The sequence below is a fragment of the Sphingomonas sp. DC5200-1 genome (assembly GCF_049897245.1).
Classification (GTDB): domain Bacteria; phylum Pseudomonadota; class Alphaproteobacteria; order Sphingomonadales; family Sphingomonadaceae; genus Sphingomonas; species Sphingomonas aquatilis.
The window spans coordinates 93612-107381 of the sequence record NZ_JAFCVW010000007.1 but is presented as its reverse complement, the minus strand read 5'-3'; the positions used below and the strand labels follow the sequence as shown (position 1 = coordinate 107381).

Here is a 13770-nt window from a genome sequence, read left to right as displayed (position 1 = left end):
GGCCCGCTCTTCCGTTACTCTGCCGAATAATGACTGTCGGTTTCACTTGAGGAGTCATTTATGCCCAAACTTGCCCTGTATGTACCACTGAAGGCCAAGCCCGGAAAAGAGCGTGATGTCGCCAATTTCCTGACCTCGGCATTGCCGCTCGTTCAAGCTGAGGCGGGCACTCTGACCTGGTATGCGATCGAGGAAGGTCCCGGTGCGTACGCGATCTTCGATACGTTCGACACAGAGGAGGATCGGCAAGCCCATCTCGACGGCAAGGTTGCCGCCGCACTGATGGACAAGGCAGAAGAACTTTTTTCTGAACCGCCGCAAATTCACAAGTTCACCCTGCTGGCCGCGAAATAGCCGAGCGGTCGGCACCCTAAGCTGCTGTCTGACTGCAGGGTAAGGTTCGTGTTTCTATCCGGAATGGGTGGCCCGGCCGTATCGGGAAATGAATAGATGAATATGGCAGGTCATCCGCAATAGTGGATGACCTTGTCTTCTGCACTTATCATATCTCTGAATTTAACGATAAGGCGCCGTTGATGGGTCGCGACGTGACGGCACCATTCGTTCGCGGGAGGGTGCCGAACGCGAGCGATGACTTGCCCGAGCCCGATATGCCGGTGAACACCACGAAGGCGTCGCGCGGTACATCGACGTCAATATTTTTGAGGTTATTCTGGCGCGCGCCGCGAACCTGCACGCAAGCGGGCAGCCCCGTATGCCCATGATCGGTGGCCGGCGTCGTCGCGTGAATATCCTTGCTCTTCAATTCAGTCTTCCTGCCCTATCCGCCCGTGCGGCCCGTGGTTCATCACAGTCGGGGAACAGATGAATGCTTTTCCGACTCAATACATCCAAAGGTCAGGCTGGCCCGATATTCGGCACCTTTGAAGTATTTTTCCAGCAGTGGACAAAGGTTACGATAAAACCATTTTCCCTGTTGGGTCGCGCGACGAGGCCACACACACTCCGCTGGTAAGCGCCTGGGCTGGGCGGCCCTGGTCCGTGCCGCTATCGGCATGTAACGACCGTACTTCGGCGCTTGTTACCGCATCGCGACGCGTTGCCCATTTGCCAGAGCGCGCTTCATCATGGCCGGGGTCGGGCCATGATGACGGCCGAGTTGTCGATCCGAGCGCCTCGCGCCGCTTCGGATCGGCGGGTCAGTAGTGAATGACCGTGCGGATCGACTTGCCTTCGTGCATCAGTTCGAAGGCCTCGTTGATCTCCTCCAAACCCATCGTGTGGGTTACGAATGGGGCCAGATCGATATCGCCTCTCATCGCATCCTCGACCATGCCGGGGAGCTGTGTCCGTCCCTTGACGCCACCGAAAGCGGACCCCTTCCATACGCGGCCCGTGACGAGCTGGAATGGGCGGGTGGAGATTTCCTCGCCCGCGCCGGCAACGCCAATCACGATCGACTGACCCCAGCCACGGTGCGCTGATTCAAGCGCGGCGCGCATGACGTGGACGTTGCCGATGCACTCGAAGGTATGATCGATGCCCCAGCCCGTCATCTCGATCAGCACTTGCTGGATAGGCTTGTCATGGTCCTTGGGGTTGATGCACTCGGTAGCACCGAACTGGCGTGCCAGCTCGAACTTGGATGGATTGGTGTCGATGGCGATGATGCGACCCGCCTTCGCCTGGCGCGCACCCTGAATCGCCGCGAGGCCGATGCCGCCGAGGCCGAACACGGCGACCGAGTCTCCCGGCTGGACCTTGGCGGTATTGTGGACTGCGCCGATGCCGGTCGTGACGCCGCAGCCGAGCAGGCAGACATGTTCGGGGTTTGCCTCGGGATTGATCTTGGCGAGCGAGACTTCGGCGACGACAGTATATTCACTGAAGGTTGAACAGCCCATGTAATGATAGAGGGGCTGACCATTGTAAGAAAAGCGCGTGGTCCCATCGGGCATCAAGCCCTTGCCTTGCGTTTCGCGGACAGCGACGCACAGGTTGGTCTTGCCCGACAGGCAGAAGTCGCACTTGCCGCATTCGGCGGTGTAGAGCGGAATCACGTGATCGCCCGGTCCGACGCTGGTGACGCCTTCTCCGACCTCGACAACGATGCCCGCGCCCTCGTGGCCCAGAACCACCGGGAAAACACCCTCCGGATCACTCCCCGCCAGCGTGTACGCGTCGGTGTGGCACACACCGGTGTGCGTCACCCGTATGAGGACTTCGCCTTTCCGGGGTGGGGCGACATCGATCTCGACGATTTCGAGTGGCTTGCCCGCCTCGAAGGCTACAGCGGCGCGAGATTTCATGTTGGGATACCCTCGTTGAGTTAAACCGATTGCTGGTGCGAGGCCGTCGCGTCAGCGCAAATTCGTGGGGGAGCGATCGCTCACTCCCCCCGGTATGCAGGTCAGACCGTAACGACGACCTTGCCGACCTGGTCGTTCGATTCGAGGAAGCGGTGAGCGTCCTGGATCGCGTCGAGCGGGAAAGTGCGCGCGATCCGCGGCTTGAGCGCGCCCGATTCCAGACCCGCCACGATGAACGCCTTGGCGCGATCGAGGGCGGCATCGTCCGAGACGATCTCGCTGTAGAGATACCCCTTGAGCGTGAGACTCTTGCCCAGCACGGAGAACAACGGGAACGGCGTCGGTTCGCCGCTGAGCGCGCCATATTCGAGCAGGATGCCGCCGCGTGCCATGCTCTCGGTCAGCGGCTCGAACGACGGGCCTCCGACCGGATCGAGCACCACGCGCGCACCCTGACCATCGGTTATCTCCATCACCCTCGCTACCAGATCCTCTTCCCCGGTCGCGACGACATGATGTGCACCGGCATCGATCAGGGCCTGGCGCTTGGCGCCGGTACGCGTCGTCGCGATTACCGTCGCGCCGACCATCCGCGCAATCTGGAAGGCAGCAAGGCCGACGCTGCTGGAGGCAGCAGTGACGATGACGAAATCGCCCTCGCCGAGTTTCGCCTGCTCCACCAGCGCACCCCAGGCGGTGACATACTGCATCCACACGGCCGCCGCTTCCTCGAACGTCAGCGCCACCGGATGCTTGACGACGAGGCGGGCGGGCACGTTGGCGACCTCGCCATAAGTGCCCCAGCGCGCGATATCGAGCGGGGGGATGACGCTGACGGCTTCGCCTTCCGCAAACCCGGTCACGTCCGCGCCGACCGTAACGACAGTGCCGGCAGCCTCATAGCCAAGGCGGCTCGGGAACTCGGCTTCCTGAAGGTAGGCATGGTTGCGGAACATCACCTCGGCGCGGTTTATGCCTATCGCCTTCACCGCGATCTGCACTTCGTCGGCCGCGGGCGCGGGGACTGCCACATCTTCAATCCTGAGGACGCTGGCGTCGCCATATTCGTGGATGCGGACGATGCGGCTCATTGTAAAATCCTTGATTATTGAATGATCGTTCTGTAAGGAGACGGACCACCCGTTTCAAGATATTATTTATCGATCGTTCCATATCGTGCACGAAAGATGACAGAGACGAAAGCCCGTCGCCGCGCAGGTCGCCCTCGTGTGTTCGACACTGACGCTGCGCTCGACAAGGCGGTGCGGCTGTTCTGGCAGCGCGGCTACGAGGCGACATCGATGGCCGATCTGGTGGCGGAGACTGGCGTCGCCGCTGCCAGTCTCTATGCAGCGTTTGACAACAAGGCGGGGCTGTTTGCGGCGGTGATCGAGCGCTACGCCGCGACGTTCAGCGTCCACCTCTATTCACCCATCAACGATCCGGCGTTGTCCACCTACGAGGCCGTCAAAGGCCTGCTGGAACGAGCGGCGTCATCATTCTCGGAACCTGGAACGCCGGCCGGCTGCTTCATGTATTCGGCAGCGGCAGCCGTTTCGCCGGCGTCCGCCGCCATCGAATGCCTGCTGCGCGACAAGCGTATCGCGGCGGAGGCTCTCCTGATCGAGCGTCTGCAACGCGGCGCCGCGCAGGGCGAGCTTGCGGCCAACACCGATCCGGCCGTGCTAGGCAAATTCATCAATACGGTCATGGAAGGCATGTCCGTTCAGGCGCGCGACGGCGCTACGATCAACGAACTGCTCTCCATCGCCAAAATGGCACTCGATCGATGGCCGGCCGCGATATGATCGTTACATGGTGGTCATCTGCCAATCCGCCTCCCGCGACCGAACAGTCGAACTCATCTCATTGGACGAAAGCACATGAAACACGTGACATTGCTCGGCGGGGAAGTGGTTCCTTCAATGGGTCAAGGCACCTGGAAGATGGGTGAACGTGCTGAGCGGCGATCCGATGAGATCGCCGAGCTACGCGCCGGTGTCGAGCTAGAGCCGCCTCGACGATCCGCTCGAACGTCGCCAAGGCGTCTTCGGCGAGGTCTCGCAGGATCACAGATCGGTCTGCTTCTACCCTCTCGGAAGGATTCGTCGCCACTGGTTCGCCCCCTCAATGCATTCTTAGAAGCAAGTTGAGCTCAGACGGTGGTTGATCGCAAGAACTTACGTGTCGCGCGCGCCTTGATGTGTGCCCACAGGCCAATCCGATTTTAAGGTCGCCACCTTGGTGACGGACACGAGGCCTTGAGGCCGGAACGCGACGGCCCGTGCTCCTGATCTTGGCAGCCGGCGCTACGCGTCGATTAGGAGATACATATACCACGATACCCCACCTGCGGGAGCGTCAGCACGGCGTTATTTTACCGCAAATTTCGCTCCCATCTTACGCGACAAGGGTCACGCCGGAGCGATCGGCAAGCGCCTTGAAGCGCATGGCGAGCCCCGGATCACCATCGATGCCAGACGTGCTGACCACGCTTAGCGCACCAGGCGGCACGCGATCGCCGAACAACATCATCGCCTGCGACGAGGGATAGGGGCGAGACTCCCAGACCATCCCATGCGTGGCGGCGTCTTTGCGATGCAGTGCCGCAGACCAGCGCCGCGTGTCCGGAAATTCGCGCGCGGGCGTGTCGATCAGCTGGGTACGGGCGACGCCCAGCTTCATCAGATCGGGCGCGAGAAAGGAGCGAAGCACCAGCGGGCTGGCGACCCGGAGTACCGAGCAGCGAACATCGGCAAGCCTGCTCAGCGCAAAGGTCTTGAAGGTCTGCGTGGAATCGAGATCGTGGAAGATCGTATCGTACACCGCAGCCTCAAACCCGTCTGCGGCATAGGCCGTCGGCACCCGCTTGCGCACCGGGCCGATCGGCGCGAAGCGCGAAGCGCCGAAACCCGGATTGAACGCGTCTCCGGCAAGCTTCTCGGCGTGAATGCGCCAAAGCACCGTCCCCACCGGTAGGTCGGTAACGTGGGTCGGGAAGGCGGTCGGCGGTTTCGCAACGATGCCTGTCGGAGCGAGGGCCGTCACCCGCTGATCTCATCACCTTCGTGGGCTGCCGCCTCGAGAACGGCTGCTGGTTCGTCGAACCGCTCAATGGGTGCGGGACCACCAAGCCATGAGTTGGACGATACGAACCAGAAAGCAACTTGCCATGGCGTGCGGTTCGCGGGGAGGGCCGCGAGAACCTGCCGGATTAGCGGAAGGGGTTTGCCGTCGGCATCGAACTGGAACGCGGGAAAGCGATCCTGCCCCTGATAGGGGACGGCGAAGACACGGGCCTGCGCCTTCCAGCGCGCGGCCGTCTGGTGGCGGTTCTTGGCTTCGTGCCCGGCGCGCGCGGCAACCTCGACCGAGGTAAGCGTCTCGACCTCCTGAAGGAAGCGCTGCCGGATCGCGGTGTTATCGGCCGCGACCGCAGTGTGAAATTCCGCCATCGGGTCATGCGTGTCGGCCAACACATCGAGGAGCTGCTCGATCTTGCGCTCGAGGTGTCGGGTGCGAATGTCGGGCAGCAGCTTGTCGACGATGGCGTAGAGCGCCTGCCGATCCGGATCAGTTGCAATACCGGCTTCAGCTAGCTGCTCCAGCGCGTGATCGACGGCGGTGCGATATTGTGCGGAGAAGCCCTCAACCGTGGGCGCTATATATAAGGTTTCGTCGACCGTAGGCGCCGGCTCGGATCCACGCTGTTTGGCTGGCTTGTTGCGTGCGGTCTCGACCAAGCTGGCGAACACCAGATTGGCAAAGGCACCCGGATCAACGGCGTTGGCGAGGGTCGCCATGAGCAGCTCCTACGGTTAGTCTAGCTAACATATAAGCGATCTAACCGGCTTCGTCACCCTCATTGTATTTTCCGGTAACCCCTCTTCCTGGAAAAAGAGAGTGGCCGGGCAGGGCGCGTGTTGGTTCTCCTGAAACGGGACGCTGGATATCGCACTGCTTCGGATGAGCCGGTCAGCCGCCTAATTGCGGGTACGGCCCGCCTATGACTGGCCATCACTGGAATGGCTGCTCGCTAGCACGCCGAAATGGGTCCAGGCGATGTTGATCCAGAACTGCAAGGACTGGTTGGCGCCGCTGCGCGCTCGTGGCCAATGCACCATCGGCAAATGGGACTGGACGTTGCCGACATTCTGGCGCAGTTTCATGCGTGGCTCGCCGAGCCGAAGCACGCCAGCGCGAGCGGGTGTCGCTGATCGGGTGAGTGCCGGTAGAGCGGCCTAAGTGCTTCCGCCGCAGAGCAGATTTGCTAGTCCGATAATAATGATTATGTAAAGTTTGACGCGGATCGGTTGTAGGGCGTAGGTCCTGACTGGCCGTCGCGGAGGTCCAACCAACCAGTCGTTAACTCATCGGCTCTATGCCTTGCCGATGGTTCGCGCTGCCGCCTACGTCGCAGGTCCACTGCGTCGACTTCTCACCCCGGCTCTGACCGGAGTCGCCTACTATCTGGCCGGCGTCGTTTCGCTTTTCCTCACCCGCGGCACCGATGGCATCGCAACGCTTTGGCCATCGAGCGGCATCTTTTTCGCAGTTCTGTTGGCAACACCGCGCCAGCGGATCGCGTGGCATGTCGTGGCTGCTGCGATTGGAAGCCTCGTCGCTAATCTCCACGCCGGCAATGCATTTACGACCTCGGTGGGCTTCACCGTCGCCAACATGGGCGAATCGGTTCTAGCCGCGTGGCTGTTGCGGACACGCAGCCGTTCCCGCGTATCTTTCGTCGATCCCGGCAGCCTGACCCACTTCTGCTTGGCTGCATTGGTCGCGACGATCGCAGCAGCGACCGTCGCGGTTATCCTGACACCCGTGCCATCGGTCAGCTTCTGGTTCTCGTGGTTCACGACTGATCTCTTGGGCATATTGATCGTAACTCCTTTGATCTTGATTTTCGATCGGATCGTCCGAGGGGGCAGTGGTCGGCCAACGGGCAAGGCCGTCCTCGACGCCACAGGTATGTTCGCGTTGGTCGCAATCGTCGCCGAGCTGACCTTCTCTCAATCCAGCTATCCCCTCCTGTTCGTGCCGATGATGGCGGTCCTGGCGGCTACCTTCCGTCTCGGCCCGTTAGGCGCAGCCGGAGGGGTGCTCATCGTGACCGGGGTCAGCACGGTCGCGATCAGTACCGGATCAGGTCCGCACGTGTTGGTCGATGCCGGGCCGCTCGCACGCAGCCTGTTTATGCAATTCTACCTTCTTGCCCTGTTTGCTTCGGCTTTGCCGGTAGCGACTCTCCTCGCCGTCCGCAGCAGGCTCACCGAGCAGGTGGCCGAGAAGATGCGGCTGCTCCAGCTCGCTGAAAGCGCCGCGCAGGTCGGGCACTGGCGGCTTGATACTGCGAGTGGGACAATCACCTGGTCGCGTGAGGTGTTTCGCATTCACGGGGTCGACGGCGACGTCCCGCCCGCCTTGGATGCCGCGATCGAGGCGTACCACGTCGATGATCGGGCACTCGTTTCGGAGCGTCTGGAAGAAGCGATCCGAGACAAGCACGGCTTCGCTTTCACGGCCCGCATCGTGCGACCGGACGGCGAGGTACGGCACGTGTTCTCAAGGGGCGAGATCGACGGCGCTGCGGACGACAGCACTCCGGCTCTGTTCGGCATCATCCAGGACATCACAGCACAGGTCGCCCATGAGGCGGCTCTGGAGGAAGCCCGTCAACGCGCGGAGGATGCCGCAGCGAAGGCGACGATCATGGCCGAAACCGACCAGTTGACCGGGATCGCCAATCGGCGCCGAACGACCTTCGCGCTCGAAGAGGCGGTGCGGGCGTCATGCGACAGCGGCCGATCGGTAGCGGTCGCGATGTTCGACATCGATCACTTCAAGCGGATCAATGACACCTATGGCCATCAGGCCGGCGACGAAGTGTTGAAGCGCGTCGCGGCCGACGCGGGCGGAGAGCTGCGCAGTGCCGATACGATCGGACGATTCGGCGGCGAGGAGTTCGTGATCGTACTGCCCGACGCCACCGCGGCGGTGGCGATGATGGTCGCAGAGCGCGTGCGAGCCGCGATCGAGGCGGGTGGCACCAACCCGCGTGTGACGATCAGCGTCGGGGTAGCAGAGTTGGCAACCGGTGAACAATGCGAAAGCCTGCTCAATCGCGCGGATCAGGCTCTTTATGTCGCAAAGCGCGAAGGGCGGAATGTTCTGAGGCTTGCCGCCTGACCGATGATCATCTCAGGTCGTGCCTGGCCTGCCGCGTTTTTGCGAGAAGTACCTCATCGATCGGGCGCTCCAGCATCGGCTCGCCTGAAAGCAACCAGGCGGAAGCTTTGACCGGATCGTCGAACGCCGCGACCCTCTCCCGGACGATCATGCGCTTCGCCTGCATCCAGGCCAGTCCAGGGCCAAGGACAAGTGCCAGCCGCTGCGCCTTGATGGCGGCGGACGAGATGAACCGGGCACAGTCCTCAACGACAAGCCGAGCGGGCAAGCGGCGAGGCGCGGGTACGCCTGCTGCTCGCGGACGTGACGCGGGCGGAGGACTGTGCCGCGGTGGTGCATGAGGCGGTCGCGCAGTTCGGCAGGCTCGATATTCTGGTCAACAATGCCGGACGCGGCACGAAATATGTGAGCGACACTTTTATGACCGAGCCGACCCGCTTCTGGAAGGTAGCCCTGACACTTGGCGCATGGTGATCGACACCAACGTCAACGGCCCCTTCCTGATGGCGTGTGCCGCGGTCCCTGCCATGCTGGAAACGGGAGGCGGCCGGATCGGCAACATTTCAATGCCCGCGAGACGATGCGGCGACGCGGCTTCTCGCCCTATGGCCCCTCCAAAGCGGCACTTGAATCGGAGACCGCGATCTGGGCGCAGGACCTTGCGGACCGCGGCATCACCGTGAACGCGCTCCTGCCAGGAGGAGCGACGATGACCGGCATGATCCCCGAAAGGATTGCCGGACAGCGCACGCCACGGGTTGCTGTCACCCGAGATCGTGGTGCCGCCGCTGCTCTGGCTCTGCTCCGACGCTGCCGTGGCGGTGACGGGGAAACGCCTGGATGCCAAGAAGTGGAAGGAGGAGCAGATCGGAAGCCAGGTAGCGCATGATGCTCTGGAGGATGCTGGCTGGTAGGACAGGCCATGAGGCTAAATCCGCTCGACCAACCGCGGTCGCCTCGTGCTTTTGTGCGCTGTCGCCAGCGGCAAGACGACTGCTGGTCGATCTGATATCAGATTGGCGCCACCAGACCGGGATGAACCGACCGGGCCGATTTCAGCCTGCCAGATAGCGAGCAGCCGCGCGCTCTTTTCGCCAGATACGAAGCAGCTCGATCTGTCTCTCGTGTACCTCGTCGATCGTAGACGGTTCAGCCTGACTAACTGTATTCGATGTCACAACCTGCGCTTCCGAACCGTGCCCCACACCGCTATTCGCATTATCCAGTAGCGCACGCAGCATTTGCCTCCCTCTTACCACGCGGCTCTTGATCGTGCCGACAGGCACCTGCTCGATCGTGGCTGTCTCCTCATAGCTCAGACCCTCGATGCCTACGAATTGGATGCACCGCTGCTGCTCGGGCGTCAGGCGCGGCCACAAGCGGCGGACATCGCCTAACGTCACGACCGACTCCTGATTTGACGCCACCGGAATATCGACGAGTTCGGCGGTCTCGCTCGCCTGTACCGCACCTCGACGACGAACCTGCGACAGAAACGAGTTACGAAGAATCCGGAATGTCCACGCCTTTAAATTTGTACCGGCCTCAAAAGACGCGCGGCTGCGCCAGGCTTTCAGCACGGTTTCCTGAACGAGATCCTGCGCAGCATCGGGGTTCCGGGCCAGCGATCGCGCATAGCTCGCCAGCTTGGGCATCAGGTCGCTAAGTGCGGCACCAAAATCCGACCACTCCTCAGGCGGTGTATGCGGTTGGTGTTCCAGATGCTCGTACACGCAACGACCTTTATTCGATGGAACCGGACCGCCGTTTATACACCGGCTGGTTTACTTATTAGAGAACGTCGCCTCCCTTGGGTTGTTCCACAGCTTCGGCGATGACACCCTAGCGGCGGAACAAGCGCGCAATGGATGATGGGCGGAAACCGAGGACGCGGGAGGTTGGGCCACAGGGCATCAGCGCCTCGACCTACTCGCGAACCAAGCCAAGCCGGCGGGCAGCACCGCGGACGCCATCAGCATCGCGCCGATGATATCATGGTCGCGCTGAAGGATCGCGCCGGTGACCAGCAGACCGGCAGACAGAATGTTGGGATCGGCGCGACGGGGTGAAGCCGGCCCTGAGGGAGCCGCGCCTCCCTGCAACTCGATCGGCAGCGCGCCCGACCGCGCGACCCGCTCGGCGAAAGTCACCAGCTCAGGCGACGCCGCGGCCAGACGGCCAAGGCTCGTCGCCAGCCGGCGTCCGCCCCGCTTGAGGCCAGCCGGCCCGATCCGCTCCCGCAGCAGTTCGCGCGCGATCGGTGCGGCTCGTGCCGCAATGTCGAAGCCGGGATCGAGCCGTCGCACAAAGCCTTCCGCGATCAGCAGGGTTCGCAGAAGCAGGGCGAGATCGGGCGGCAGCGCTAGCCGGTACGTTCGTAGCAGAGCAAAAACACGTCCGAAGATGTCGGCAAGCTCGATCTGCTGGAGCACCGCGCCGCGGAACTGCCCGATCAGCGCGTCGAGGTCCCGCGTCAGAGCCTGGCGATCGACGTCGGTCTCGCCCGACCATTGCAGCAGCACATCCGTCACCGATCGCGTGTCCTCGCCAGCGATGGCAAGGACGAGCGTGACCACCTCGTTCCTCCGGGCGGGGCTGAGCACGCCGACCGCGCCGAAGTCGATGAACGCCAACGACCCGTTGGCCAGGACAAAGACGTTGCCGGGGTGCGGGTCCGCATGGAACCGGCCGTTGAAGATGATCATCCGGAGCACCGCATCGGCATATCTGCCGGCGACGTCCGCACCGCCCTCCCCCGCCCCGTCGAGAATGGCGCGGACCGGCATGCCGTTGAGCCGTTCCTGCACGTTGATTCGGCGGCCGACCTGATCCCAGTAAAAGGCCGGCGTACGAACTCCGAGCGGCTGCAGAAAGGCGCCGATGCTCTCGCAGGCTGCCGCCTCGGCACTGAGGTCCATCTCTTGCGAGAGGCTCTCCGCGAAAAACCGGAGCAGTTCGTCTGGCTTGAGGCGGCGGACCTCCGGTGAGTGCCTAGCCGCAAGCCGCGCGATGCGGCGGATGAGCCGCAGATCGGCATCGACGCGTTCCGCGATTCCCGGCCGGCGTACCTTGACCACGACCTCGGTTCCGTCGCGCAGGGTGGCAGCATGAACCTGTGCGATCGAGGCCGCGGCGATCGGCTCGCGGTCGAACCGCGCGAACACATCCTCGATCGGGGAGCCGAGCGCAGCCAGAATCGTCGGCTCCAGCACCTCGAACGGCAGCGGTGTCACGCGATCCTGCAGCGTTGACAGCGCACGCACCCATTCCGGCCCTAGCAGGTCTTCACGGGTCGCGAGCACCTGCCCCAGCTTCACCGCGACAGGTCCAAGGTCCCGCAGCAGCGCGACGACCCGCTCGGGCGTACCGACGTCTGCCGGCTGCTCCGAGCGACCTGGCAGCAGACCCAGGCGAGCGGCCAAGCCGTTCAGCCCGTGGCGGCCCATGATTTGAATAAGTTCGGCAAGGCGCGCGCGCTCACCGAGCTGAGGCTCGTCGTTTTTGACGAGCATCACATGGCCCCTTTGTCGACGTGCCGCGGACGGCAGCCGTCGATAAACAGATCAATCACGCGCAAGATACGTTCGCGAGCTGCATCGTCGTACGCGGGAGGAGACAGCCCGAGCGCCGCGCGGCGCATGGGCGCGACGACGACGAGCGTGACGAACTGCTCGGCAGCGAACACCGGGTCCGCCAGCGACAGCTCGCCCTTGGCATCGGCATGGGCGAGGATGGAGGCCACCCACTTGACAGCCCGCTGATAGCCGAAGTCGTGGATGTTCGCCGCGAGTGCAGGAAAACGCACCGCTTGGGCAATGACGACGCGCTCCATGGAGGCGATCCGAGGGGTAAGGAGCCACTCAAGCAGGCGATCGGCGATGACGCGAAGTCGCGACCCGATGTCGGGTTCGTCGCTGCCGGAGGGTTCGAGCGCGCGCAGCTGCGTGTCGATCTCGTCCAGGATGACCGCCTCGAACACGCGAGCCTTGCTGCCGAACCGGGCGTACAGGGTTCGCTTGGAGATGCGCGCCTGTTCGGCGATCATGTCGGCACTGGCGCCGTCGAATCCGTGCTGGAAAAACAGCTCGCGGGCGCTCTTGAGGATATGCGAAGTCAGTCGGAGCGCGTCCTCGGTCGTCGGTCTGCCCATCTTCCCTGGGCGCCGGCTCTTCTTCTCGTCATCGCTCAATCTCGTTCTCCTGGAGCGAGGGTAGCGCGATCCGGACCCGTTGACGAGGATCACGCCGGGACGGTCGGTTCCTCGCCTGCCAGCCCGCTCTCCGACCAGAGTTGTCCTATCGTGTCGCGGTCGATCACTGCCGCGACCCCGGCTTGTAGGTCGGGAGGGACGGTGCACCCACACCCAGCCCTTCCTGATCGAGGCGAACGGCCGTATCTCTGACAGCGCCTGCCTTCTTCCTTGCTGAACGAACGGTTTCACGCAGTTGGGCCTGTTTCGCGGTCGCGCTGCGGATCGTGGGTCGAACAGCCTCGACGCGAGCCGTGAGACGCACGGCTCCGCCACGGGCATTCAGCAACGCACGGTTCGCCCTGGCGAGGACGGTTGCGCGGCTTTCTACCACAGCGCTCTCCAACCGTTCGGCGCTTTCGCCGGATCGCTGCAAGGCGTCCCCCAGGGCCACGACACGCCCGCGGGCGCCGGTAAGCGCGTCAGATGCCGCTCCAGCCTTGTCTGCCCAGCCTGCGGAACTCTCCGCGAGCGCCGCCAGCCGATCGCTGGCCCGCTGCTGTTGTGCGGCATCAAGGTTGCGCGAAACTGAGTCCACAGTTCGGCTGATCTTGTCCACGAGCGCGACTGGATCCCCTCCCCCGCCAAGAAGCCCACCCTCCTTGGCGGGGATGATGGGAAGCTCACCGTCCCTCGTCGTGACAATCGGGGATGCACCGGACTTTGCGCCGTCGAGACTGATGTTGGCCGTCCCTGCCAGTGCGGATCGCGCGATCGTTGCCTTGACACCTGTGACGATGGGGGTTCCCGGTTCGAGGCTGATGGTGACGAGAACCGCTGAGGGATCAGCGCCGTCAAACCGTATGGACGTGACATGGCCCGCCGGGACGCCCGAGAACGTCACTGGTGATCCCTTTTCCAGGCCGGCGACGCTCCCGGTGAAACGGATGAGATACGGGTTTCCGTCTCCACTTCGCGCATCGAAAAGCCAAAGGGTGAAGACGAGAAGCGTGCTCAGCAGAAGGCCGGTGACCGCGAGCACAAGGAATTTGTTGGATCGCGTTTCCATCGCAGGCAGCAGCCATTAAAGCGGGAACCCTAGTAAGTAAACCGTAC

General features: G+C 63.0%; 17 protein-coding genes. 6 read left to right on the top strand and 11 right to left on the bottom strand.

Annotated elements, in window-relative coordinates:
- The first annotated feature begins 60 nt into the window (after positions 1-60).
- On the top strand, positions 61-354 hold the full coding sequence (locus ACP7A3_RS15855) for a putative quinol monooxygenase (RefSeq protein ID WP_037093999.1): 294 nt from the start codon (positions 61-63) through the stop codon (positions 352-354).
- 148 nt (positions 355-502) lie between these two features.
- Here the strand turns inward: ACP7A3_RS15855 and ACP7A3_RS15850 are convergent, their stop codons facing one another.
- From ACP7A3_RS15850 to ACP7A3_RS15840, 3 genes are all read right to left on the bottom strand, one after another.
- Positions 503-766: a hypothetical protein gene (locus tag ACP7A3_RS15850; protein WP_043061437.1), complete on the bottom strand. Its 264-nt coding sequence runs from the start codon at positions 764-766 to the stop codon at positions 503-505.
- A gap of 394 nt (positions 767-1160) precedes the next feature.
- Positions 1161-2270, bottom strand: a complete 1110-nt coding sequence (locus ACP7A3_RS15845) for an S-(hydroxymethyl)glutathione dehydrogenase/class III alcohol dehydrogenase (RefSeq protein WP_043061438.1) — start codon at positions 2268-2270, stop codon at positions 1161-1163.
- A 101-nt stretch (positions 2271-2371) separates the two neighbouring features.
- Positions 2372-3361, bottom strand: coding sequence for a zinc-dependent alcohol dehydrogenase family protein (locus tag ACP7A3_RS15840; protein ID WP_043061439.1), 990 nt, complete (start codon positions 3359-3361; stop codon positions 2372-2374).
- Between the two features lie 138 nt (positions 3362-3499).
- Here ACP7A3_RS15840 and ACP7A3_RS15835 point away from each other — a divergent pair, with 138 nt between their 5' ends.
- The gene (locus tag ACP7A3_RS15835) at positions 3500-4078 is read left to right on the top strand and encodes a TetR/AcrR family transcriptional regulator (RefSeq protein ID WP_241769373.1); all 579 of its coding nucleotides are present in this window, start codon (positions 3500-3502) and stop codon (positions 4076-4078) included.
- A gap of 592 nt (positions 4079-4670) precedes the next feature.
- Here the strand turns inward: ACP7A3_RS15835 and ACP7A3_RS15830 are convergent.
- The 3 genes from ACP7A3_RS15830 to ACP7A3_RS15820 form a co-directional block, all read right to left on the bottom strand.
- Positions 4671-5318: an RES family NAD+ phosphorylase gene (locus ACP7A3_RS15830; RefSeq protein ID WP_043061441.1), complete on the bottom strand. Its 648-nt coding sequence runs from the start codon at positions 5316-5318 to the stop codon at positions 4671-4673.
- Positions 5315-6073, bottom strand: a complete 759-nt coding sequence (locus ACP7A3_RS15825; RefSeq protein ID WP_052814282.1) for a hypothetical protein — start codon at positions 6071-6073, stop codon at positions 5315-5317. The genes ACP7A3_RS15830 and ACP7A3_RS15825 overlap by 4 nt, the downstream gene beginning before the upstream one ends.
- 201 nt (positions 6074-6274) lie before the next feature.
- A complete protein-coding gene (locus ACP7A3_RS15820) occupies positions 6275-6439 on the bottom strand; it encodes a hypothetical protein (RefSeq protein ID WP_156477767.1) in 165 nt (54 codons plus the stop codon).
- 223 nt (positions 6440-6662) lie between these two features.
- Between ACP7A3_RS15820 and ACP7A3_RS15815 the strand changes: the two genes are divergently transcribed.
- Positions 6663-8465 (top strand): sensor domain-containing diguanylate cyclase, encoded by a 1803-nt coding sequence (locus ACP7A3_RS15815; protein ID WP_298273873.1) that lies wholly within the window; start codon positions 6663-6665, stop codon positions 8463-8465.
- 7 nt (positions 8466-8472) lie between these two features.
- Here ACP7A3_RS15815 and ACP7A3_RS15810 read toward each other — a convergent pair whose 3' ends face one another.
- Positions 8473-8631 carry a hypothetical protein gene (locus ACP7A3_RS15810; RefSeq protein ID WP_298273798.1) on the bottom strand — a complete coding sequence of 53 codons (159 nt, stop codon included), beginning with the start codon at positions 8629-8631 and terminating at the stop codon, positions 8473-8475.
- A gap of 137 nt (positions 8632-8768) precedes the next feature.
- Between ACP7A3_RS15810 and ACP7A3_RS15805 the strand changes: the two genes are divergently transcribed.
- Genes ACP7A3_RS15805 through ACP7A3_RS15795 form a run of 3 tightly spaced genes read left to right on the top strand, consistent with a single transcriptional unit; the run spans position 8769 to position 9354 of the window.
- A complete protein-coding gene (locus tag ACP7A3_RS15805) occupies positions 8769-8939 on the top strand; it encodes an SDR family NAD(P)-dependent oxidoreductase (RefSeq protein ID WP_426256589.1) in 171 nt (56 codons plus the stop codon).
- Positions 8933-9148: a hypothetical protein gene (locus tag ACP7A3_RS15800; RefSeq protein ID WP_426256588.1), complete on the top strand. Its 216-nt coding sequence runs from the start codon at positions 8933-8935 to the stop codon at positions 9146-9148. Before ACP7A3_RS15805 ends, ACP7A3_RS15800 begins: the two co-directional genes overlap by 7 nt.
- Entirely contained in the window at positions 9046-9354 is a 309-nt protein-coding gene (locus tag ACP7A3_RS15795; protein ID WP_426256587.1) for an SDR family oxidoreductase, read from the top strand. Before ACP7A3_RS15800 ends, ACP7A3_RS15795 begins: the two co-directional genes overlap by 103 nt.
- Before the next feature lie 166 nt (positions 9355-9520).
- Here the strand turns inward: ACP7A3_RS15795 and ACP7A3_RS15790 are convergent, their stop codons facing one another.
- The 4 genes from ACP7A3_RS15790 to ACP7A3_RS15775 form a co-directional block, all read right to left on the bottom strand.
- Positions 9521-10198: a sigma-70 family RNA polymerase sigma factor gene (locus ACP7A3_RS15790; protein ID WP_426256586.1), complete on the bottom strand. Its 678-nt coding sequence runs from the start codon at positions 10196-10198 to the stop codon at positions 9521-9523.
- A 180-nt stretch (positions 10199-10378) separates the two neighbouring features.
- Complete coding sequence (locus ACP7A3_RS15785) at positions 10379-11977, bottom strand: ABC1 kinase family protein (RefSeq protein ID WP_298809015.1); 1599 nt, start codon at positions 11975-11977, stop codon at positions 10379-10381.
- Positions 11977-12654, bottom strand: a complete 678-nt coding sequence (locus ACP7A3_RS15780; protein ID WP_298809014.1) for a TetR/AcrR family transcriptional regulator — start codon at positions 12652-12654, stop codon at positions 11977-11979. Before ACP7A3_RS15780 ends, ACP7A3_RS15785 begins: the two co-directional genes overlap by 1 nt.
- Positions 12655-12778: 124 nt before the next feature.
- Positions 12779-13723 (bottom strand): MlaD family protein, encoded by a 945-nt coding sequence (locus tag ACP7A3_RS15775; RefSeq protein WP_298809012.1) that lies wholly within the window; start codon positions 13721-13723, stop codon positions 12779-12781.
- Positions 13724-13770: the final 47 nt, after the last annotated feature.

Coding starts and splice junctions, on each gene's coding strand:
- ACP7A3_RS15800 (WP_426256588.1), top strand. CDS start 8,933: ATGGTGATCGACACCAACGTCAACGGCCCCTTCCTGATGGCGTGTGCC.
- ACP7A3_RS15785 (WP_298809015.1), bottom strand. CDS start 11,977: ATGCTCGTCAAAAACGACGAGCCTCAGCTCGGTGAGCGCGCGCGCCTT.
- ACP7A3_RS15820 (WP_156477767.1), bottom strand. CDS start 6,439: ATGAAACTGCGCCAGAATGTCGGCAACGTCCAGTCCCATTTGCCGATG.
- ACP7A3_RS15795 (WP_426256587.1), top strand. CDS start 9,046: ATGCGGCGACGCGGCTTCTCGCCCTATGGCCCCTCCAAAGCGGCACTT.
- ACP7A3_RS15845 (WP_043061438.1), bottom strand. CDS start 2,270: ATGAAATCTCGCGCCGCTGTAGCCTTCGAGGCGGGCAAGCCACTCGAA.
- ACP7A3_RS15815 (WP_298273873.1), top strand. CDS start 6,663: ATGGTTCGCGCTGCCGCCTACGTCGCAGGTCCACTGCGTCGACTTCTC.
- ACP7A3_RS15825 (WP_052814282.1), bottom strand. CDS start 6,073: ATGGCGACCCTCGCCAACGCCGTTGATCCGGGTGCCTTTGCCAATCTG.
- ACP7A3_RS15840 (WP_043061439.1), bottom strand. CDS start 3,361: ATGAGCCGCATCGTCCGCATCCACGAATATGGCGACGCCAGCGTCCTC.
- ACP7A3_RS15775 (WP_298809012.1), bottom strand. CDS start 13,723: ATGGAAACGCGATCCAACAAATTCCTTGTGCTCGCGGTCACCGGCCTT.
- ACP7A3_RS15810 (WP_298273798.1), bottom strand. CDS start 8,631: ATGCAGGCGAAGCGCATGATCGTCCGGGAGAGGGTCGCGGCGTTCGAC.
- ACP7A3_RS15855 (WP_037093999.1), top strand. CDS start 61: ATGCCCAAACTTGCCCTGTATGTACCACTGAAGGCCAAGCCCGGAAAA.